The organism is Pedococcus bigeumensis, assembly GCF_006438965.1.
Classification (GTDB): domain Bacteria; phylum Actinomycetota; class Actinomycetes; order Actinomycetales; family Dermatophilaceae; genus Pedococcus; species Pedococcus bigeumensis_A.
On sequence record NZ_RCZM01000010.1, the window covers coordinates 1 to 18,137 of the forward strand.

At 66.0% G+C, this 18,137-nt stretch carries 21 protein-coding genes and 1 pseudogene; 6 read left to right on the forward strand and 16 right to left on the reverse strand.

Translation table 11 applies throughout. From position 1 onward, the window contains the following. From EAH86_RS19950 to EAH86_RS19970, 5 genes are all read right to left on the reverse strand, one after another. A partial coding sequence (locus tag EAH86_RS19950; protein WP_194150796.1) for a transposase occupies positions 1 to 211 on the reverse strand: 211 nt, incomplete at its 3' end. Positions 212 to 596: 385 nt separating this feature from the next. Continuing rightward, on the reverse strand, positions 597 to 839 hold the full coding sequence (locus EAH86_RS19955) for an ANTAR domain-containing protein (protein ID WP_140744080.1): 243 nt from the start codon (positions 837 to 839) through the stop codon (positions 597 to 599). Positions 840 to 1,223: 384 nt separating this feature from the next. After that, positions 1,224 to 2,204 (reverse strand): IS3 family transposase, encoded by a 981-nt coding sequence (locus EAH86_RS19960; protein WP_140744082.1) that lies wholly within the window; start codon positions 2,202 to 2,204, stop codon positions 1,224 to 1,226. Next, on the reverse strand, positions 2,098 to 2,514 hold the full coding sequence (locus tag EAH86_RS21075) for a transposase (RefSeq protein ID WP_425325240.1): 417 nt from the start codon (positions 2,512 to 2,514) through the stop codon (positions 2,098 to 2,100). Before EAH86_RS21075 ends, EAH86_RS19960 begins: the two co-directional genes overlap by 107 nt. Positions 2,515 to 3,117: 603 nt before the next feature. Continuing rightward, positions 3,118 to 3,537, reverse strand: a complete 420-nt coding sequence (locus EAH86_RS19970) for an Hsp20/alpha crystallin family protein (protein ID WP_140744115.1) — start codon at positions 3,535 to 3,537, stop codon at positions 3,118 to 3,120. A 150-nt stretch (positions 3,538 to 3,687) separates the two neighbouring features. Here EAH86_RS19970 and EAH86_RS19975 point away from each other — a divergent pair, with 150 nt between their 5' ends. Then, positions 3,688 to 4,056 (forward strand): MerR family transcriptional regulator, encoded by a 369-nt coding sequence (locus tag EAH86_RS19975; protein ID WP_140744086.1) that lies wholly within the window; start codon positions 3,688 to 3,690, stop codon positions 4,054 to 4,056. A 251-nt stretch (positions 4,057 to 4,307) separates the two neighbouring features. Here EAH86_RS19975 and EAH86_RS19980 read toward each other — a convergent pair whose 3' ends face one another. Further along, positions 4,308 to 5,033 (reverse strand): ANTAR domain-containing protein, encoded by a 726-nt coding sequence (locus EAH86_RS19980; RefSeq protein ID WP_206665909.1) that lies wholly within the window; start codon positions 5,031 to 5,033, stop codon positions 4,308 to 4,310. Positions 5,034 to 5,191: 158 nt separating this feature from the next. On the opposite strand from EAH86_RS19980, the gene EAH86_RS19985 reads away from it, so the two are divergent. Next, positions 5,192 to 5,833 (forward strand): ANTAR domain-containing protein, encoded by a 642-nt coding sequence (locus EAH86_RS19985; protein ID WP_140744090.1) that lies wholly within the window; start codon positions 5,192 to 5,194, stop codon positions 5,831 to 5,833. Positions 5,834 to 5,958: 125 nt separating this feature from the next. Here the strand turns inward: EAH86_RS19985 and EAH86_RS19990 are convergent, their stop codons facing one another. Next, complete coding sequence (locus tag EAH86_RS19990; protein WP_140744092.1) at positions 5,959 to 6,189, reverse strand: DUF3263 domain-containing protein; 231 nt, start codon at positions 6,187 to 6,189, stop codon at positions 5,959 to 5,961. Between the two features lie 182 nt (positions 6,190 to 6,371). On the opposite strand from EAH86_RS19990, the gene EAH86_RS19995 reads away from it, so the two are divergent. After that, positions 6,372 to 6,827 carry a hemerythrin domain-containing protein gene (locus EAH86_RS19995; RefSeq protein WP_140744094.1) on the forward strand — a complete coding sequence of 152 codons (456 nt, stop codon included), beginning with the start codon at positions 6,372 to 6,374 and terminating at the stop codon, positions 6,825 to 6,827. A gap of 468 nt (positions 6,828 to 7,295) precedes the next feature. Here the strand turns inward: EAH86_RS19995 and EAH86_RS20000 are convergent, their stop codons facing one another. Then, positions 7,296 to 7,484 carry a hypothetical protein gene (locus tag EAH86_RS20000; protein WP_140744096.1) on the reverse strand — a complete coding sequence of 63 codons (189 nt, stop codon included), beginning with the start codon at positions 7,482 to 7,484 and terminating at the stop codon, positions 7,296 to 7,298. Positions 7,485 to 9,161: 1,677 nt separating this feature from the next. On the opposite strand from EAH86_RS20000, the gene EAH86_RS20005 reads away from it, so the two are divergent. After that, positions 9,162 to 9,926, forward strand: coding sequence for a GAF and ANTAR domain-containing protein (locus tag EAH86_RS20005; protein WP_161988726.1), 765 nt, complete (start codon positions 9,162 to 9,164; stop codon positions 9,924 to 9,926). A 257-nt stretch (positions 9,927 to 10,183) separates the two neighbouring features. Here EAH86_RS20005 and EAH86_RS21080 read toward each other — a convergent pair whose 3' ends face one another. Genes EAH86_RS21080 through EAH86_RS20020 form a run of 3 tightly spaced genes read right to left on the reverse strand, consistent with a single transcriptional unit; the run spans position 10,184 to position 11,787 of the window. Beyond that, positions 10,184 to 10,825 carry an SDR family NAD(P)-dependent oxidoreductase gene (locus tag EAH86_RS21080; RefSeq protein WP_206665910.1) on the reverse strand — a complete coding sequence of 214 codons (642 nt, stop codon included), beginning with the start codon at positions 10,823 to 10,825 and terminating at the stop codon, positions 10,184 to 10,186. 41 nt (positions 10,826 to 10,866) lie between these two features. Beyond that, complete coding sequence (locus EAH86_RS20015) at positions 10,867 to 11,487, reverse strand: hypothetical protein (protein ID WP_241668478.1); 621 nt, start codon at positions 11,485 to 11,487, stop codon at positions 10,867 to 10,869. Between the two features lie 30 nt (positions 11,488 to 11,517). Further along, positions 11,518 to 11,787, reverse strand: coding sequence for a DUF7218 family protein (locus EAH86_RS20020; protein WP_140744102.1), 270 nt, complete (start codon positions 11,785 to 11,787; stop codon positions 11,518 to 11,520). A gap of 148 nt (positions 11,788 to 11,935) precedes the next feature. On the opposite strand from EAH86_RS20020, the gene EAH86_RS20025 reads away from it, so the two are divergent. Beyond that, a complete protein-coding gene (locus tag EAH86_RS20025; RefSeq protein WP_140744104.1) occupies positions 11,936 to 12,658 on the forward strand; it encodes an HAD family hydrolase in 723 nt (240 codons plus the stop codon). Here the strand turns inward: EAH86_RS20025 and EAH86_RS20030 are convergent. The 5 genes from EAH86_RS20030 to EAH86_RS20050 all read right to left on the reverse strand — a co-directional run bounded on the left by EAH86_RS20030 (position 12,646) and on the right by EAH86_RS20050 (position 17,137). Further along, a complete protein-coding gene (locus EAH86_RS20030; protein WP_140744106.1) occupies positions 12,646 to 13,599 on the reverse strand; it encodes a TIGR03557 family F420-dependent LLM class oxidoreductase in 954 nt (317 codons plus the stop codon). The genes EAH86_RS20025 and EAH86_RS20030 overlap by 13 nt on opposite strands. Positions 13,600 to 13,648: 49 nt before the next feature. Beyond that, the gene (locus EAH86_RS20035) at positions 13,649 to 14,470 is read right to left on the reverse strand and encodes a sigma-70 family RNA polymerase sigma factor (protein WP_161988727.1); all 822 of its coding nucleotides are present in this window, start codon (positions 14,468 to 14,470) and stop codon (positions 13,649 to 13,651) included. A 584-nt stretch (positions 14,471 to 15,054) separates the two neighbouring features. Next, complete coding sequence (locus tag EAH86_RS20040; RefSeq protein WP_140744110.1) at positions 15,055 to 15,729, reverse strand: DUF6766 family protein; 675 nt, start codon at positions 15,727 to 15,729, stop codon at positions 15,055 to 15,057. 81 nt (positions 15,730 to 15,810) lie between these two features. Beyond that, complete coding sequence (locus EAH86_RS20045) at positions 15,811 to 16,110, reverse strand: hypothetical protein (RefSeq protein WP_140744112.1); 300 nt, start codon at positions 16,108 to 16,110, stop codon at positions 15,811 to 15,813. 727 nt (positions 16,111 to 16,837) lie between these two features. Beyond that, the gene (locus EAH86_RS20050) at positions 16,838 to 17,137 is read right to left on the reverse strand and encodes a hypothetical protein (protein WP_140744114.1); all 300 of its coding nucleotides are present in this window, start codon (positions 17,135 to 17,137) and stop codon (positions 16,838 to 16,840) included. A gap of 383 nt (positions 17,138 to 17,520) precedes the next feature. On the opposite strand from EAH86_RS20050, the pseudogene EAH86_RS20055 reads away from it, so the two are divergent. Continuing rightward, positions 17,521 to 18,137 (forward strand): annotated as a pseudogene (locus tag EAH86_RS20055) (hypothetical protein); the annotation flags it as partial.

Here is an 18,137-nt window from a genome sequence, read left to right on the forward strand (position 1 = left end):
GGGTGTCCAGGTCGCGGTGACGGTAACCGTTGCGTCGATTGGTTCTTTCCGGATCCCGGGAGCCGTACTCGGCGCCGCACACGTTGTCGGCCTGCGCGGACAACAGCGCATTAACGAACGTGCCGAGCAGCTCACGCATCAGATCGGGGCTGGCCTGGGCCAGCTGTTCGTGCAGGAACTGCTCGGGGTCGATAATGGGGGTCGCGGTCATCGTGGTGCCCTTCTTCGAGTCGGTTGTGAGAGATCACTCGAAGGATCACGCGGTGACCGCGCCTGCGTCAGCAGGACACGCTCACCGCCTCGTCGTACACCACTCTGCTGGACTCAACTGCACACCCGGACCAGCCGATCTCAGATCAGCAGCCCGAGCGAAGGAGACGAACGTTCGGGCGGCCGATTCCGCGCGCAGGTGGCCCTGGTGCGCGGCCGCGCGCTGTTGCCCCAGTGGCGGCCGCCCGAGGCCGATGACTTGCAGTTGCGGGAATGGAGGACACCGTCCCTGCGTGCCTCAGATCGGCTCGAACGTGACGGTACGCCCGTTCCGGCCAGTCGGAAAGGGCAAGCGGACACCGCCGAACCCGAGCGTCGTGGCCGCACTAGCGCTCAGCGTCGCCACTGTCCGCACGGTCCCGGCCGACTGCAGCTGCTTCCTTCTCGGCTAGATCCACGAGGTACAGCGCGAGATCGGCAGGCCGGGTCTCCATGAGGGCCGCGATGCGACGGAGGCACTTCTCGGCCCGCGGAGCGTTCATCCCCAGCCAAGCCATGAGGACGCCCGTTGCCATTGCGATGAGTCGGTCGCCCTCGCTGACAGCAGACCCGTTGCGATTGTCGTTCATGATGCGCACCCAGAAGTCGATGGTCCTAAAGGGCCGATGCTCTGCAGCGATTACGGGCGACCGCTCACGCAGCCCCCGTCACAGTGAGCGGTCGCCCGGGACCGACACCGTGCAGGCGCCGTGACGCAGTTCGGGTCTGCAGGCCCCTAATCGGCCTGCCTTCGACGGTACTCCCGACGCCGATGCCACGCGACCTACCGGAGACCTTCTTCGCAGACTGAATGGGTAGATATACCCGCGAGCGGGGCATCCCGTAGGCGCGCAAGGGCCTCTCGCTAGGTCAGTCGGGGCCTCAAATGAGCATCAAATGAAACAAGCGCCGGGTATCGCGCCCCGTGGGCGATGCTGGGTTTGAACCAGTGACCACATAAGTGTCAACGACTTTCACACCGTCCCCAGACGTTCGTGGGCGTCGTTCTGAGCACGAGCCACTCCCCCACCGTCCGTCAACACCGCCGGAGCCTGACCCGGTTTCCCGGACAGTGTTGGTGTGGTGATCATGCCGCGGTGAGCGTGATCGTGTGAAGGGTTTCGAACTCGTGTGGGGACAGGTTGCCCAGGCTGGTGGCGTCGGCGGGGGTTGTACCAGCCCTCGATCCACTCGAAGATCGCCGAGGCCAGCTCGACCTTGGATGACCAGGGTTGCCGGTCGAAGAGCTCGCGGTGCATGGTCGACCAGAACGACTCGATCAGGGCGTTGTCCACGCTCGAGGCGACGCGGCCCATCGAGCCAAGCAGCCCGGCTTGTCGTAGCCGGCGCCCGAAGACCCATGAGGTGTATTGGGATCCGCGATCCGCGTGCACCACGGTTCCGGGGCTGGGTGGTCGTTGCCACCGGGCCATCTCCAGGGCGTCGACGACAAGTTGGGAGCGGATGTGGTCGGCGATCGACCAGCCGACCACCCGGCGCGAATAGGCATCGACCACGGCGCAGCAGTACACCCACCCGTCGGCGGCGCGGTGTTGGGTGATGTCGGTGAACCAGACCCGGTTCGGGCCGGTCGCGGTGAAGTCGCGCTTGACCAGGTCCTCATGGGTGGCCGGCTGCGGGCGGTGGCGGTACCTGTGCTGGTGACATACCCCGGGGAGCCCGGCAGCCCGCATCAGCCTGGCCACCCGTTTGCGACCACACCGGATGCCGAGCCCGAGCCGGAGTTCGGCATGCACCCTGGGTGCGCCGTACGTGCCCCGGGAGTCCTGATGCACGGCGACGATGCTCATGGTCAGCTCTTGATCGGCGACCGACCGCGTGGACGGCTCACGACCGATGGCCTCGTAGTACGTCGAACGTGGCAGGTTCAGCACCCGACAGGTCACCGCGACAGGGATGTGGTCGGCGGCCAACTCTTGGACCAGCGGGATCACTGTTTTGGGAGGACGTTCTCCCTGGCGAAGTACGCCGAGGCGCGTTTGAGGATCTCCAGCTCCGTTTCCAGGACCTGTTGCGGCGACGCAGCTCGACCAGCTCCTTCTTCTCGTCGCTGGTCAGGCCCACCTTGCGACCGGTATCGACCGCGTCGACCTCGATCCACCGGCACAGGCAGGACTCACTGATCCCCAGGTCCTTGGCGACCCGGACCACGGGCTCACCCTGGGCGACCAGATCCAGGGCACGTCGCCGGAACTCCGGCGGCTTGGCAGCAGGCATATCTCGGACTCCTTCCAAGGCGATCATCGCCTCAGGTCAGGTGTCCGGGAAAGCGGGTCAGGCTCCCAGATCCTTGAGGGCTCCCTGAGTGTTTGGACGGAGGAGCCACCCATCGTGGGTTTGTGGCTGTCGCTGATGGGCCTCGCCTGGGCCACGAACTGGTACGCCGTCAAGGCGTGGGCGCCGCGCAGGACGCGTCGGGCGGTGGCACGAACGCGGCCCAGGCGAGAGTCTCTTCACAGTGTTCATCGTGGTCGGGTGCTGGGTGACGCGCGAGCACCTACCTTCCTCCCCCTCTGTCGCTCGATCTCTCATCCTGATTGCGGGTGAGCCGCGGGGGCGATCGTTGCCGACTCCACCCATCGGCCCCCAGGTGGGGTGGTCGAAGCGGGGACGCATCGTTACCGCGCGGCAGCGGACGCAGCCCCCGCCAAGGCTCAGTTCCAGGCCGCGCCTCGGGCAGGTCGGGCGGAAGGGGACTGCCCGCCCATTCCTGGGCGATGATCGCGTCGAACTCCGCCCGCAGCAGTTCCTCGTCCGCGCAGATCAGATCGAGGAACTCCTCGTCCACACCGGGCGCGGCGCCGGTTGGCACATAGAGGACCGTGGGCATGAGCCACACCACCCCGGTTAGGCGGTGATGGCCTGGCGGCCTTCGTCGCTGCTGATCGCGATCCTTCGCGGCTTGGCCTGCTCGGCGACCGGGATCTTCAGCGTGAGGACCCCCGCCTCGTAGCTGGCTTCGATGCGGTCGGTGTCCAGGTTGTCGCCCAGCACGAGCTGCCGGCTGAACACACCGCGAGGGCGTTCCGCGGCGAGCAACTCGGCGTCACTGGCCCGGTTCGGTCGTTCGGCCTTGACGGTGACCACGTTGCGTTCCACGTCGATGTCGATCGAGTCCTGGCTGACACCGGGCAGGTCGAACTCAACGTGAAACACGTCTCCGTCGCGCCAAGCGTCCATCGGCATCGCCGAGGGCCGGGCCAGCGTTCCAAGGGCCTGTTGGGTGAGCCGGTCCAGCTCGCGGAAAGGGTCGGTGCGCATCAGCATCGTCTTCACCTCCATCGTGTTGTCCTGATGCTCCTAGCGTCGCCACAGCCGTCGCGGATCTGTGGTGTTCGCTATAGGTTTTATGTAGCACCAGCGGCATGCTGAGGCAAGAGGCTAGGACAAGAATTCTCGAGACAGGACGCGCCACCCGTGACATTGCCCAATCCCGATGGTGATCGCGGCGTGTACGGCATCTCCGTAGCCGCCGACCTGGTCGGCATGGGCGTGCAGAACCTGCGCCTCTACGAGTCGCGCGGGCCGCTCCAACCCGAGCGCACCAGTGGCGGCACCCGCCGGTACAGCCCGAACGATCTGGACCGACTACGCCGGATCGCGGACCTACTTGACGCCGGCCTCAACCTGACCGGCATCGGCATGGTTCTCGACCTGGAGGGGCAGAACGCTCGTCTGCGTGAGGACCAGGAGGTTTCATCATTGCCCACAGTCGTGACCACCCGAGCGCCAGAGCCCGGGAAGCCCACCACCTCGAACAAGAGGAGCCGGCCGACCCACAAGTAGCCAGTGAGCAGACGAGGTCAGCCTCGCCATTCCAGGGCGTCGACGACGAAGCCGACCTGATGGCCTCAGCGGCCATCACGTCAGTCAACAGCTCGATCTCGCCGTGCAGCGTCGCGTCAGTTACCTCTGGCGAAGCCGTCTCCGACCGTGCTTCGACCGGATGGCTCAGGCTCGTAGTGCCGAGTTGACGATTCCCCCATCGAATGGGTATTCGCGGCTGCTCACATCGACTCACCCATCACACCGCGCGTCTAGAGCAGGCGGGTCTTCACCAAGATCCGTGCGAGTTCCGCATCGTGGATGCCGGCTCGTTGGGCGGCCTCGTGGAGTCGCTGGCCGGCGGTGTCGTCAGCTACGCGGTGCGCTGCCATGATCATGCCGACGGCTTGGTCGGTGACGAACTGGTCGCGCATGGTCTGTGGTGTCTGTTGTGCTCGCCGTACCCCGGAGAGTGAGAGGTCCGCATTGGTGACAGCGCCGGCGGACCACCCGCCCCATTCGGCGGCAAGCTCGGAGTGCAGGCCGTCAAAGGCCGTTGGTGTGCTTCCGTAGAAGTTGACTCCGCCGACGACGACGTGATCCTCCATGAGGGGGACAGACAACGTGCTTTCGACGCCGGCGGCGTTCTCGGCTCGCGAGAACAGCAGCCAGTTGTCCTCGTCGAGGGGATCCGATCCTGGGGTCGCCACGATGGCGCCCTTGCCCATGGACTCGATACAAGGACCATTGCTGAGGTACTGCACCGCGTCCAGGGACGCTACGTCCAAGCCGGTGGCGATCCAGGTGCACGCCAGTCCTTCGCGCATGAAGGACAAGGTCAGGCCGAGACAGTCCGGGGCAAGGGTGCCCACCCGGTTGGCCATGGCGCCAAAGCGAGCCGTCAGGTCCTCATCCTGGAACCGTGACATTTCCGCCAGCGCCAAGCGCGTCTCAGGGATTTCCTCCATGATCTCGCTGACCTCCGCTCGATCGTCCACCCCCACATCTACCCGATCCGGAGTCACCTATGCAACGCACCCGACGACCGCTTCGAGACCATAGCGTCGGCAGAATCCACGTCGTATTCTTGTGCTTGGTCGAGAAGTGGCCTTCCCGCTTGGGAGATCCATCAGGGTCGTCATGTAGGAGGTAGCCGGTGACCCGCGACGGTGCGCAGAGCGACGGTAAGGCGATGTCGTTCGAGTATGAGGTCGAGAGTGGCCGCTGGACTTGGTCCCAAGGCCTGCGCGAACTTCACAATCTGGCTCCTGGCGAGACTCCCACGACCGATCTCATTCTGGACCGCATGGTCGAAAAGGACCGTGCGGTCATGCTGACCAGGTTCAGGCACCATCTCGACCACGCGGGCCCGTACTCGTGTGTCTACAGCCTCGTTCGCAGTGATGGTCATGTCCGTCGGGTCATCTTCGTCGGGGAGAGTGAGGCAGTGGGTGGAAAGGTCAAGCGGCTCCCTGGTTTCGTCGTCGACCTCACCGAACCCATACTCGAGACCGCTAGGGCTGCGGTGGCCGCCTCGGCTGAGCATCGGGCAGCCATTGAGCAGGCCAAAGGGGCGTTGATGCTGACGTTCGGAGTCGAGGAGGACGGAGCCTTCGAGCTACTCCGGGCTTACTCGAGCCGGCACAACATCAAGCTCGCAGAGGTGGCCCACCGCATCGTGGCGGGCCTGTGCGACCCGGCGTTCAGCAGGGACGAGCCGGTCCGCAGCCTGCTCGACATCGTCATGGCCCTTGAACCCAGGGACGGCGCCAGCAACCTTCCAGTTCCTCGATCGTGACTCCGCGCTGTACCTGGCAATCGTATGACGAACGAAACCGAGCAGCGGCGCGAGCGCTCGGGCGCTCGGTTGTCCTCGATCGGCCAAGAGGTTTGCGTGACAACGCTAGGGAGACGATCGTCCGGTCAGCTACTTCCGAACCGCGTGCGGCTCGGGGGCACGAGTCGTCGGCGAATGCGCCGCACCGTCAGAGGGTCGTAGGCCATCGCTTCGGGACGCTCGGCGACCGCGGCCAGGAGACGGTCGTACTCAGAGGCATTGATGCCCCAACGCTGGGAGACCTCTCGGTCCTTCGCACCAGCGTGACGCCACCATTCTCGTTCGAAGTCAAGGATGGCCATCTCCATGTCGGTCATCGAAGACCTCCTTCCGCAGGGCGCGCGCCCGACGGGCGTGCATGTCGCTTCCTTACCCACTCGTGGTCCCCGTCAATCCCTCGACACGTCCGCCATTTCCCTAAGGTGAGGTGTAGGTGCCGCCCAAGTGGGTATGTGCGAGGGCGCGGTCATGTCAGACCGCCCCGACGGATGGAGTTCTCATGCCTGGTGTCATCACCCTCATCAAGGACGACCACAAGACCCTCGAGTCGGTGTTCAAGAAGCTGGAGAAGGCCGAACCCGGCGCCATACCCGGCTTGCTCCAGCAGGTAGCCGAACTGCTGGTTCCCCATTCCAAAGCTGAGGAGCAGGTCGTCTACCCCGCCATCAAGACGATCGTGCCGGACGAAGGCTCGGACGTGGACGACGGTCTCGCTGAACACCACCACGTGGAGCACACTCTGCGCGAGCTACTGAACGCGGACCCCGAAGCGCCGGGCGTGGACGGGCTCATCGCGGCCATGATCGGCGAGGTGCGCCACCACGTCGAGGAAGAGGAACAGCAGATCCTGCCAGCCTTCGCCGAGAGCGCGTCCAACCAACAGCTGTCAGACCTTGGGGACCGCTTCACGACCGCCAAGGAACAGGCACGGGCCACCATGCGCTCCCGGACCTGACTGCGTCGCTCGGTTCGTGAACCATCACGCCTACTAGTAGCGCAAACGAGCAACGTTCCACCTGCCTAGTCGGCACTCTGCAGCGGCCAGGCCGTCGGTTCGGCGCGCAGCACATGCCGCCTGTACAGGGGACCGCGGCCCGGGCGTTGTGCCTCCCCTGGACCCGGACCGCGGCGTCCTTTGTTGAGAGCCACGGCGCCGTGGGTGCGTCCCCCGCTAACCCCCGACGCCGTGACGGCGAACACCTACCCAGCCACTGACCAGCGCAAGCGTGCCTATGCACCGCGACCCGAGGGAGGCCAGAGGGGGGCCAGAAGCCTCTACCCCGAGCCGCGGCACCTGCACTATGCCCCACGCCGCGTCATCCAAACTGAGGCAATCGGTAGCGTCCCGGCGTGTGAGCTCCTCGCTCCTCGGACGTGAAGCGATGCCTGCAGGTATTCCCGCAGGCATCGTCATGTCCACCAGTTACTGACCGACATCGGTGCGCTCGGGGGCACCCGGGTCCGGCCTGGGCGCGTCGCGGTCCGGGTCGGTGTCCGGTCCCGGGTCGCGGCCCGGCAGGTCCCGATCCGGCTGGCTTGGCCCGGGTGACATGGGACCGTCCGGATCTGGCGTCGGGAAGGTCTCGGGGCTGGTTGTCGGGTCGACACTCATCGTGATCTCCTTCCAAGCGACAGCACGACGCTGTCCTCCGGGTGATGCCCGCTGCAGCGACCGCCTAAACACCGGCAGGGATGCCTGAGCGGGCGGCGGTCATCCTGCATTGACCGACACGATTGCGGCAGCGCAACATTCCGGCCTTGGCACGCATCAGAGTGGACCGCGACCGGTGCCATGTGCGGCATCTTGATGCTTCCTAGTCGATTCGATCCTGATACACGCACACCATCCACTGCGTGGGTTCCGACCAGGCACCTGGCGCCGAAGACCCTCGCATGAAGCGCTGAGGGCGGTTTGGCTGTGGAGCGCTGCCCCCGGCGACAGGGGTTCGCCGGGGGCAGCTGGCGCCGTGCTGCGCGGCGTTGGGGGCACGATACTGGCGGGGTCGGTTCGTTGCACCCCTCAACCGGGTTAGGTGAGTCGTCCGGATCTGGGTGCAGGTCGACGTCACTGGGAACACGCTGACCCTTCATCGTGTCTGGGCCACCTCACCCACGACAAGTGGGCCATGAGCGACCCGTCGCTGCCACGCCAGCGTTGAATCTGTCGCCGGAACGCCCTGACTGACCGGCGGACCTACTCCCCGACAACCGCTGCTGGGGTGGGGATAGCACACAACGACGCGACCCCTCGGCACTGCAGGGATGAGGGCCGAGGGGCCGCAACCATCAACCATGCCACCGGTACGTACCACCGCACATGGCTCATCCGGGCTATGGCGTTTCTCGGTAACCCGAAGCAGCCTCTGGGACTGAGGAAATACGGTCACCGGCGTCGGAGGGACCTGAGGGCAATGGGCGCGGGTGCATGCGCTGTCTGCAGCCAGCCGGTTCACTTCGCCCCGAAGTTCATCGGTCTCTCGCGATACCCGAGACTGATGTCGGCAGCCCGAGAGCGGCGGCAGGAAAAGGGTGCCTTGCACCGCATGGGCGCCGTGCCGCGCTGCGCCATACCCGACCGTGGAGCGCCCCCGGGAGCACGCGGGCAAACACGAGGCGTCAGACGTCGCGCCTTGATCCGAGCGAACCCATTGGCCCGAGCGGCGCGGCTGGGCGACCGGAGGTACGGGGGCTCGCCTCTCGCAGAAACCACGCACGCCCGTTGGCCCAGACGAGAACGTGGGTGAACGCTCCGCTTCAGGGGTTCGGAAAGTCCGTGGTGGGCGGCCGCTCGCTGTTGCCACGGCGGCGGCCGCCCCGGGCCGAGGCTAAGCAGTGGCGGGAGGGGGTATGGACACCGTCCCGGCGTGCCCCAAATCGACCCGCCTCTGACGGTACGCCCCGCCCGACCTGCGGAAAAGGGGCAGCGGGGCGCGCGTCTCTAACCGTGCGTGGCCGCAGCCCTACTCCCCTCCCAGACCGCCGAACGGCCGCCAAGAGCCCGCCGCAGCAGGAGAACCCAATCAGCGCGCGACTCCGTGAAACGGCGTCCTGGCGCCGTTGATCGGGTGTCTTGACTCATTCATGGGTTGAGACCACAAACCCGGCGAGGGAGCTCAGATCTCCGAATGCCTGCAACTCGGAGGTTGCGCTAAAGGTACGAGCAGGACCCCGCCTGGTCGGCCCCACGTTGACACTCCGTGGTTGGGCCGCGCGGGCTAAAGTTGGGTTGCTGATTCCCTTTGCGGGCACAGCCGAGCCGGTCCTTTGCACACGATTTGAGGAGCGTGAGGTGGTGCCCAAGGAACTCGACCGCACGTGGCAGCTGCTGGACGACTTCGCTGAAGTCGCGGGCCTCCTGCGGAGCCACACTGCTGACCCGGACATCGCCGACACGGTGTGCGAGATCGCTCTGAAGATCGTCCGCGGCGACCACGCTTCCATCACCAGCATCCGGTCCGGTCAGTTCACCACTGTCGCAGCCACCAGCGGCGTGCCTGAGCATGCCGACAAGATCCAGTACAAGGTCGGCACCGGACCGTGCCTTGACGCAATCCGTGCGGACGACACCATCCGTGTCGACGACCTGGCGACCGACCCTCGCTGGCCCGAGTTTGCGAGCGCAGCCTGCTCCGAGCTCGGGATGCACAGCATGCTGGCCCAAGTCCTCCCGGTCGATGACCAATTTCTCGGAGCGGTGAACATCTACTCGGCCAAGACACATGCCTTCGATGCCCAGGACGAGAAGATCATTGCCATCCTGGGTTCGGCCGCAGTCACAGCCATGAGGGCCGTCCGACACCAGGAGAAGTCCGACCACATGGAACGGGCCCTTCACACCAGCCGCCGGATCGGCGTCGCGCTCGGCATCCTGATGGTGACTCGAGGAGTCGACCTCGATGGCGCGTGGGAGTTCCTGTCCAAGGCGAGCCAACGGTCGAACACCAAGGTCTCCGAGCTAGCCGACCAGATTGTCCGTCAAGGCTTCCTGGACAATCCCGCCGGGCCTGCGGATTCATCGTCTGAGTTCGACCATCGCAAGCCGTCAACGGACTGACGCCGCCACGGGTGTGCAGCAGAACGCGTCCCGTCTACCATCGATTGTGTCGCCTGCCCAGACCCCGCAGGTCATGGTCGATGGCCAAAGCCGGGTCCAACAGCGAGGCTCGAGCGCGTGGCCATCCGGGCGACGTCCTGCTTCACAGGAGCCTGCACGTCGACCGAAGCGGTGCCCCCATCATCTCGGTTGGTGGGGGCATTTGCTCTCGTCCATGGACCCAGTGGGGCGCTTTGGTTGCCAGCCCGAGGACTTGGTCACGCTAGCGGTCGATACTGCGCTTCGATCTGCAACGCGGGCGGCACCGGCGGCACCCAGTGCGAGAGCTGCCGGGACCTGGGGGTAGTGGTGGGCGACCATCTGCTGCCTGCTTCGCGCCCTTGCTCGCTGGTCAAAGGCGCCGTGGGCGCCGAAGTCGTGGCCGTTGGGACCGTCCGCCGCTTCCCACAAGTTAGCCGGCTCTTGGGGGTCTGGAGGTTCGCCGGGCTGCTGGGCCGAGTAGCCGGTGCGCGCGAGATAGCGATCCAGCAGCCCTGGTGCGATCGCGTTGGCGATGAGGGTCCCCACAGTGGATGAACGCGCCCAGTACTCCCGGCGACGGGGATGGCCCTCGGCGAACGGGGCGAGACCGAGGTGAATGCCGCGCTGACCCATACGTCGATCGGTCCCAGCGCCTCCTCGATCCGGGCGACCGCCTCGTCCACGTCCTCCGGGTCAGCGACGTCGACAGGGATGGCGATCGCGCTGACGCCTGCCCGCCGGGCCTCGGTAGTCGCGGCCTCCAGCCCAGCGTCGCCTCTCGCGATGAGGGCGACGCTGTCACCTCGCCGGGTGAACTCACGGACGCAAGCACGTCCGACGCCACCACTTGCCCCCGTGACAGCGATGACCTTGCTCATGAGAAACCCCGTAGCTTCCAGTCGGGCTAACGGGTGACCTCCTACTCGGGTCCCCGTTCGTAAGCCGCTAGGCCGGCGTCGTCAACGCGTCGATGGAAGCGCATGCCAGCAGCGCCGCCGAGCACGGCACCGATGAGGGCCAGAACGACTGCACCGACCAACACCACCACGCCAGCCGTGCTGAGCTTCCCCGGATCGACCGGAATACGAGGGAAGTTGTTGAGCTGGGAGAAGATGTCGTACTTGTTGCCCGCCACCGCACCGAGGACGCCGACGGCGACGGCGATGAGGACGGCCCACACCCATACGGCAAAGCCCTGCTTTGCGCCGTCGAACCGAGCCATCCGGCCGGCGACGTAGCCGCCACAGTAATAGGCGAGTAGCAGAATCACGGCCAGGGCGATGGCGCCCACGATCCCGATCGTCTCAGGGTTCTCGCTCGCCTTGCTGGTTGCCTGCTCGACATCGGTACCGGTGGCCACGCCCAGGGCGGCACCGGCCGCGGTCACGAGCGCGGTCAGGAGCACCAACATGCCTGTGGCAGTGAGCCACCCGAAGAATGCGACACCGAACTTGACCCCGCCGAAGCGGGCCCTCTCCGAGTCCGGTGCGCCGTGGTGAACCACGTGATCGCGGCTCGACTGCTGCTCTGTCTCACTCATGCCATGTACTCCCATCTCGTACGGTTCCAGTCAGTGGTTGCGCAACGCCCTGATGAGCTCGGCCTTCGACATCGAGGATCGTCCCTTGATCCCGATGTCCCGCGCGCGTCGCAGGAGATCGTCCTTGGTCCAGTCGTCGTAATCCCCACTGTGTCCACCCTTGCGCCCGACCGTGCTGCGCGACGTGTTGGCTGCCGCATTGGCTATGCGGGCGGCCTTCTCCTTGCTGGCGCCGTCGTCACGCAGCGCTTCGTACATCTCGGGGTCTTTGACCGACGGGCCTGGGTTGCGCTTGGGCATTCGACCTCCTAGGTGGGATGGCTGGCTGGTGCCATGACAAATTCATACCCAAGTCCACCTCGGCCAAACCTCTCCATGTTTGACAAGCGCCTTCCTGGGGCACGAAACGGACACCAGCACCATCGGGGGCACGACTAGAAGAGGCAGCATGTCCGACACTTTGACCCGCGCCAGTGGGATCGTTTTCGACTTGGACGGCACCTTGGTCGACTCCACCTACATCCACACGCTGTGCTGGTGGCAGGCCATGCAACAGTTCGGGCATGAGCGTCCCATGGCGGCGGTGCACCACGCGGTGGGGATGGGAGCCGACCACCTCCTCGACCACGTTCTCGACTCTGGGCGGGACGTCGGTCAAGACGACTCCATCACCACGGCCCACGACGCACTGTTCGCGACCTGGCGCGACCGCATCCACCCACTGCCCTCCGCGCGACCACTGTTGAACTGGTGCCGCGACGCCGGCATGACCGTCGCGCTGGCCACGTCGGGCGGCGAACGCGACCTGTGGCCCATGCTCGAGGTGCTCGATCAACCCGACTTCGACGTGGTGGTCACCGGCGACGACGTGGACAGCTCGAAGCCGAGTCGCGACCTGATCGAGCAGGTGTTGTGGCGGACCGGTCTTGATCCGTCGGACCTCCTCGTGGTCGGCGACTCCGTCTGGGACATGGAGGCCGCGTGCCGCGTGGGTGCGCCTGCCGTCGGGGTGGCAACTGGCGGAACCAGTGCCCCAGAACTCAGTGACGCCGGGGCGGAGCTCACCTTTCCGGACCTGTACGCCCTCATGCACGACCTTCAGTCAGCGCGCCGTGGCGCCTCTATCGGTTCCTGGATCGAACTCACCGGCCCGCCCGGTCACAGCAGCTGAGGAAGCACTTCGTCACCGTAGAACGCGATCATCTCCTGCCACCGCGGTCCCATGTTCGCCACATACACCTCATCGAACCCGGCTTCCTCGTATGGCTCGAACGCGGCGCGATGCTCCTCTGCGTCGCTGCCACACACGACCGACTCCCCTGTCGACTCCTTGGTCACCAGTGTTGCCGCCTGCTCGAAGTGCTGAGGGGACGGAAGGACCTGGGAGAGCTCACCTGGCAGTCCGGCGTTGGCCCACAGCCGGTGGGCGTGGTCCCGTCCCTCCTCGGCCGTCGCGGCATACGCCACCTTGAACCCAGCCATCGTGGGTGCCTGATTGTCGCCCTTGAGCCGTCGGAACTCAGCCACCGCCTCACCGTCCGGCTTCGTGGTGATGAACCCGTCACCGATCCGGGCGGCCACCTCCAGGGCTTTCGGCCCGAAGGCCGAGACGTAGACCGGTGGGGGCTGCTCCGGGAGTGTGTAGATCCGTGCCGTGTCGACCGTGTAGTGCCGTCCCTCGTGCGAGACCACCTCACCAGTCCACAGGGCTCGCATCACGTCGACGGCCTCCTCCAGCATCGCCAACCGCCGCTCGGCGTGCGGCCACGGGTGCCCGAGCACGTGCTCGTTCAGCGCCTCCCCGGAACCGACCCCGAGGACGAAACGCCCGTCGAGCATCACGGCCGAGGTTGCGGCGGCCTGCGCTATCACGGCCGGGTGGACCCGCACGGTGGGGCAGGTGACCGCCGTCGTGACCGGCAGAGCGCAGGCCTGCGAGATCGCACCGATCACCGACCAGACGAATGGGCTCTGTCCCTGCTCGTCGTTCCATGGGTGGTAGTGGTCGCTGATCCAGAGCCGGGTGAAGCCGGCTTGCTCGGCCAGGACCGCCTGCTCGACGAGGTCGTGGGGGCCGTACTCCTCACAAGACAGGAAATAGCCCACCTTCATGGCAGTCGCCCTTCGCGCTCGCCCCGGCGGCCGCGCACCTTCTTGCAGTTCATGCGGCTAGCTCCAGCAGGTCGTTGCGCAGCTTACTGAGGATGCCGGCAAGAAGCCGGGACACCTGCATCTGGCTGACGCCGAGCACGACACCAATCTCTGCCTGGGTCCGCTCCTCGACGAACCGCAGCCGCACGATGAGCCGCTCACGATCGCTCAGCCCCTCAAGCGCCCGCACCAGTACGTCCCTGTCGACGATGAGGTCGTCGATGCCCGGATCGTGCGTGACCAGCTCGTGGGCACCGACGTCCGACGACACGTCGAGGGAGATCGCGCGATATGCCCGCGAACACTCGTGCGCGTCGCGCACGTCGGACCGGGGCCGCCCAAGACTCCGGGCGAGCTCCGCCTGGGTGGGATCCCGGAGCAGCCACTGCCGCAGACTGTCTTCCTCGCGGATCAGTTCGGCGCGCAACTCCTGCATACGCCGCGGGGGTCGGACCATCCAGGCGTGGTCACGGAAGTGACGTTTGATCTCACCGGCAATCGTCGGGACGGCGTATGCCGCGAAGCTGCTTCCGTAGCCGTAGCCGTAGCCGCAGCGGTAGCCGTGGGCTGCCTTGAGCAGTGCTACTCGACCCACTTGGACAAGATCCTCGTAGTCCTTCCCCCGACCACGGAAACGCCGAGCGACCCCGTCCGCGAGATCCAGCGTGAGCACTACGGCTTCGCGTCGCAGTTCCGCGCGCCGCAGGGCGTCTGCACAACCCTCGACCTCGGCCAGCAGCGCTTCGGCGCGTTCATGGGCCTGATCTAGGGATCCATGCCTTGCCCCCGCAGCAGCGGTGTCGTGGGTCGGAATTGACGATGGTCCGAACACGATGCAGCCCCTCAAGTTCGAGATGGGACATGGCACCACTGTTGGACCAGTTCTCTTTCCATCAGAAAACCACCGGAATCGACCGGGCGCAACAGCAGTCCGCTCGACCGCCCGGTGGCTTTTGGCCCGTGGGCTGTTGGCCATGGAGCACCCGAACGTCGACGCCTGGCGTCTGAGCGCCTCCAGGAGCGAGGTGTGTTTGTCGCGGCCAGATCAGGGGTAGGTCAAAGGAGCAGAGACAGTGCCTCTGGGGAAGGATGCGGGCAATGAGGGACCGGGACATTGGGCTGCACAAGGGCACATCGGAGGGCAGGTAGATGGCCAGGCGGAAGTGCCCGCAATGTGGGAGCGAGAAGGCGACCACCGTGATGCTGCCAGGCACTGCCGGGATCAATGACTCGCGCCCACATCCCGCTTTCCGTTGCATGGTCTGTGACACGCAGTGGACTGACCAGGACGTGCGTGGCCGTGCCGAAAGCACGACGGACGAAGGCAGCCAACCACCACCCGGGTGGAAGGACGGCTGACATGCAGACGCCGAGTCTGGTGCTCTTCATCGCCGATCCCGCCCTCGCGTCATGGGCCTAGCCTTCGACCCCCGTTGAGGTGTGGGCGCTGCCGACCGGTTTGGACTCCGGCGATCCCCTCTCTCGCAGGTAGATGCTGAACACCACCATGCTGCCCACGGCGAGGAACTCTGACTGCCAGTTCTGGAAGGTCCGGTTCCAGAAGTCAGGGGCATGGAGGTACCCGCCCCAACCCAGTGGGTCCTGCAGGTCCTGGAGCTGCTCGGCGTTGTAGGCACTGCGCCCAGCAACCAGCTGGGCCGTCCACGACCCGAGGAAGACCAGACCCATCACGAGACCCAGTGAGCGGGAGTACACGCTCGTCCGCCACCCCCCGACCTTCGCCCACGTGGGTGAGTCCGCGTCGGCATGGCCTCCGACCTTCTGCTCCTTGTCCGACTCGCGACCGGCCTTGTCGAGGGGCTTGGACTCTGGCGATCCCTTCTGGAGCAGCCAGACGGTGAGGAGGATGTAGAGCAGGAACTGCAGGTATTCCGACTGCCAGTTCTCGGCCACGTCCACCGCGAACTGTGACGACGCGATGTACTGGCCCAACGTGAGGGTCGGCAACCCGGCGTCCAGAGCCGACTCGTTGTAGGAGGAGTCGCCCGTGAGGGCTTGGCCGACAAGGGCGGCGAGGAGTATCAGGGAGAAGACCAGGGTGAGGCTGTTCTCTCGCAGCCAGGCCTTCACCGGTGCGTCACCCCCATCGCGAAGCAGAAGGTGAGACCCAGGCCGATGAACAGCAGGTATCCGATGAACCAGGCACGCATGTCAGGCCGCCTTCACCTTGCAGTCGTACGGGCGCCCGGCCTGCTGGCGGGTGCAGCCCGCGGCCGTCACCCGCCACCCCCTTGGGAACCGGGCTAGAAAGATCGTGTCCGAGGACAGCCGCACGATGGCATCCTTGCCGTACACCTCGACCGATTCCGCGGGACCGCCTGCGGACTTCAGCTCGTCCCGCAGAGATCCAGCGCATGCACCCTGGGCATCCTCAAGGCCCTTGAGTGTCTGCGGGGCCAGCAGACCGCACGCCACTGAGGTCAAGGAGTCGACGGAACGGCTGAACTCCACGGCAGCGTTCTCGGCGTTCTTGGCCTCTCCATTGCCTTGGCCGGCGCATCCACCAAGAAGCAGCAGAGCGACCAGAACTCCTGAGCCGCGGGGCCACCGGGCACTCATTGTCGGACTCACGAAACGGCACTCTAGCCCCCCAATATCCTTTGTCTGCAAGGGTTCGCGTCATTCTTACGGACCAATCCAGGCGCCCTTTGGTCGCGTGGTTTGGGAGGTCGGTCGACGGGGTACTCCTCCCTAAGGGAACTGTCTTTATTCCGTTCGTACAGCACCCTGAGCCTGCCCTTCTGCGTTCGCTCACATCGAGAGGGACCGAGATCCGATGACCACATGCCCCATCGCCGACACCGAATTTCGTCCCGCCGCCGGCAGTGCCGAACTGAGTGCGAAGTGACCTACCCCTCGATCGGTGCAGAGGCGCGGAACTGCGCGGCTCTGCAGCACCCGAACATCGTCACTGTCTACGACTTCGGCGAGGGAGACAGCGCGGGCGAGGAGCGCGCGTACCTCGTGATGGAACTCAGTGATGGCATGCCTTGTCGGCCATCATTGCCGAGCGTGGCTCGCTCCCGCCCACGGAGGTCACAGAGATCCTCCATGAAGCGGCGCTCGCGCTGCAGGTGGCCCACGATGCTGGTGTCGTCCACCGTGGGCGCTGGCTGACGCTCCGCTGACCCAGACCGGTGAGATGATTGCCTTGGCTACCTGCCCGCCGCGCCAAAAGTCAGGTCCGCTGCAGTCGGTCCAGAGCACCTCTGAGGGCCTCCACAGCTTCGTCCTGCCGGTCGTCAGGGACCCAGCCCAGCACCACCTTCGGTGCCGCGGTCCCCTCTGCTGGCTCGAAGCTCAGCGGCCAACTGGACTGATGCGGCCAGTCCGCCCGCAGCCGCTGCTCGGCCTGGTCCACACGAAGGGGGTCGGTCAGTGCAACGTGGATATCGTGCGCCACCCCCGCGGTGGTGCGCCGTTCATTGGTCAGGCGCTCGATGCCGGAGACGGTGGCTGGGGGCTCCAGGTGGCTCATGTAGACCCGTTACCCCTGCCACTGCCTTTCATTCTTGGGTGGGTCCGGCAAAATCCGCCGCTGGTGGGTCCCGCAATTCGGTGATCCGGCAGACGGACTCCAGCCCCCAGCCATGTCGTCGCGGCGATGGGTAACCAGGAGATCTCAGCGGTCGCCGAGGACAACACAGCGACGTCATCGCCGGGCGCCATCAGGTCATCCCGCCGTGGCCTGTTCCGTCGCTGACCGGAGGCGTCGACCCCAGTCCGGACCCGAGCCTTTCGTGCATTTATGCAGGTCAGGGCCTTTTGCGACGTTTGCGAGCATCGACGACGGGTACCCCTTGGGCAGAGGCGGCCGCGCGGGTCGCCCGTCCAGCACTCGTTGACAGAACAGGAATGGACATGAGCGAGACATACGGAAACACCGGCACCCAGAACGACGACACCACCAGGGAGCTCGGCACGGTCGAGCCCGCCCCGGTGAGCGGCACCGACAGCTATGGCACCGACAGCCATGGCACCGACAGCCCGATCAGCACCGGCACGGGCACCGGAGCCGGCACCACAGGCGGTACCGGCAGCCCCTCGACAACGGCACCTGTCACGCCCGACTCCAGCGACACGAAGGAGGTGGCCAAGGAGGAGGCTCGCGCTACCGGCCAGGAGGCCAAGGACGGCGCTCGCCACGTCGCCGAGGTGGGCAAGGACGAGGTGAAAAATTTCGCGCAGGAGACGAGCCAGCAGGCCAAGGAGCTGTGGCAGCAGACGCGCAGCCAGCTGCTGGACCAGAGCGCCCAGCAGCAGACGAAGGTCGCCGAGGGGTTGCGGTCACTCAGCCAGGAGCTGTCGGGCATGGCGCGCGGCTCCGAGCAGCAGGGCGTTGCCAGCGACCTGGCCCACCAGGCCTCGCAGCGGATGGGCGATGTCGCGAGCTGGCTCGACCAGCGCGACCCCGGATCGCTCGTCTCCGAGGTGAAGCAGTTCGCCCGACAGCGTCCGGGAACGTTCCTCGCCGCCGC

What these genes read in the sequence shown, in the direction of transcription:
- EAH86_RS20015 (WP_241668478.1), bottom strand. Translation starts at nt 11,487, where the DNA reads ATGAGTGAGACAGAGCAGCAGTCGAGCCGCGATCACGTGGTTCACCAC.
- EAH86_RS19970 (WP_140744115.1), bottom strand. Translation starts at nt 3,537, where the DNA reads ATGCTGATGCGCACCGACCCTTTCCGCGAGCTGGACCGGCTCACCCAA.
- EAH86_RS20050 (WP_140744114.1), bottom strand. Translation starts at nt 17,137, where the DNA reads ATGAGCCACCTGGAGCCCCCAGCCACCGTCTCCGGCATCGAGCGCCTG.
- EAH86_RS21075 (WP_425325240.1), bottom strand. Translation starts at nt 2,514, where the DNA reads ATGATCGCCTTGGAAGGAGTCCGAGATATGCCTGCTGCCAAGCCGCCG.
- EAH86_RS19995 (WP_140744094.1), top strand. Translation starts at nt 6,372, where the DNA reads ATGCCTGGTGTCATCACCCTCATCAAGGACGACCACAAGACCCTCGAG.
- EAH86_RS20030 (WP_140744106.1), bottom strand. Translation starts at nt 13,599, where the DNA reads ATGAAGGTGGGCTATTTCCTGTCTTGTGAGGAGTACGGCCCCCACGAC.
- EAH86_RS19990 (WP_140744092.1), bottom strand. Translation starts at nt 6,189, where the DNA reads ATGACCGACATGGAGATGGCCATCCTTGACTTCGAACGAGAATGGTGG.
- EAH86_RS20000 (WP_140744096.1), bottom strand. Translation starts at nt 7,484, where the DNA reads ATGAGTGTCGACCCGACAACCAGCCCCGAGACCTTCCCGACGCCAGAT.
- EAH86_RS20025 (WP_140744104.1), top strand. Translation starts at nt 11,936, where the DNA reads ATGTCCGACACTTTGACCCGCGCCAGTGGGATCGTTTTCGACTTGGAC.
- EAH86_RS19955 (WP_140744080.1), bottom strand. Translation starts at nt 839, where the DNA reads ATGAACGACAATCGCAACGGGTCTGCTGTCAGCGAGGGCGACCGACTC.
- EAH86_RS20020 (WP_140744102.1), bottom strand. Translation starts at nt 11,787, where the DNA reads ATGCCCAAGCGCAACCCAGGCCCGTCGGTCAAAGACCCCGAGATGTAC.
- EAH86_RS21080 (WP_206665910.1), bottom strand. Translation starts at nt 10,825, where the DNA reads ATGAGCAAGGTCATCGCTGTCACGGGGGCAAGTGGTGGCGTCGGACGT.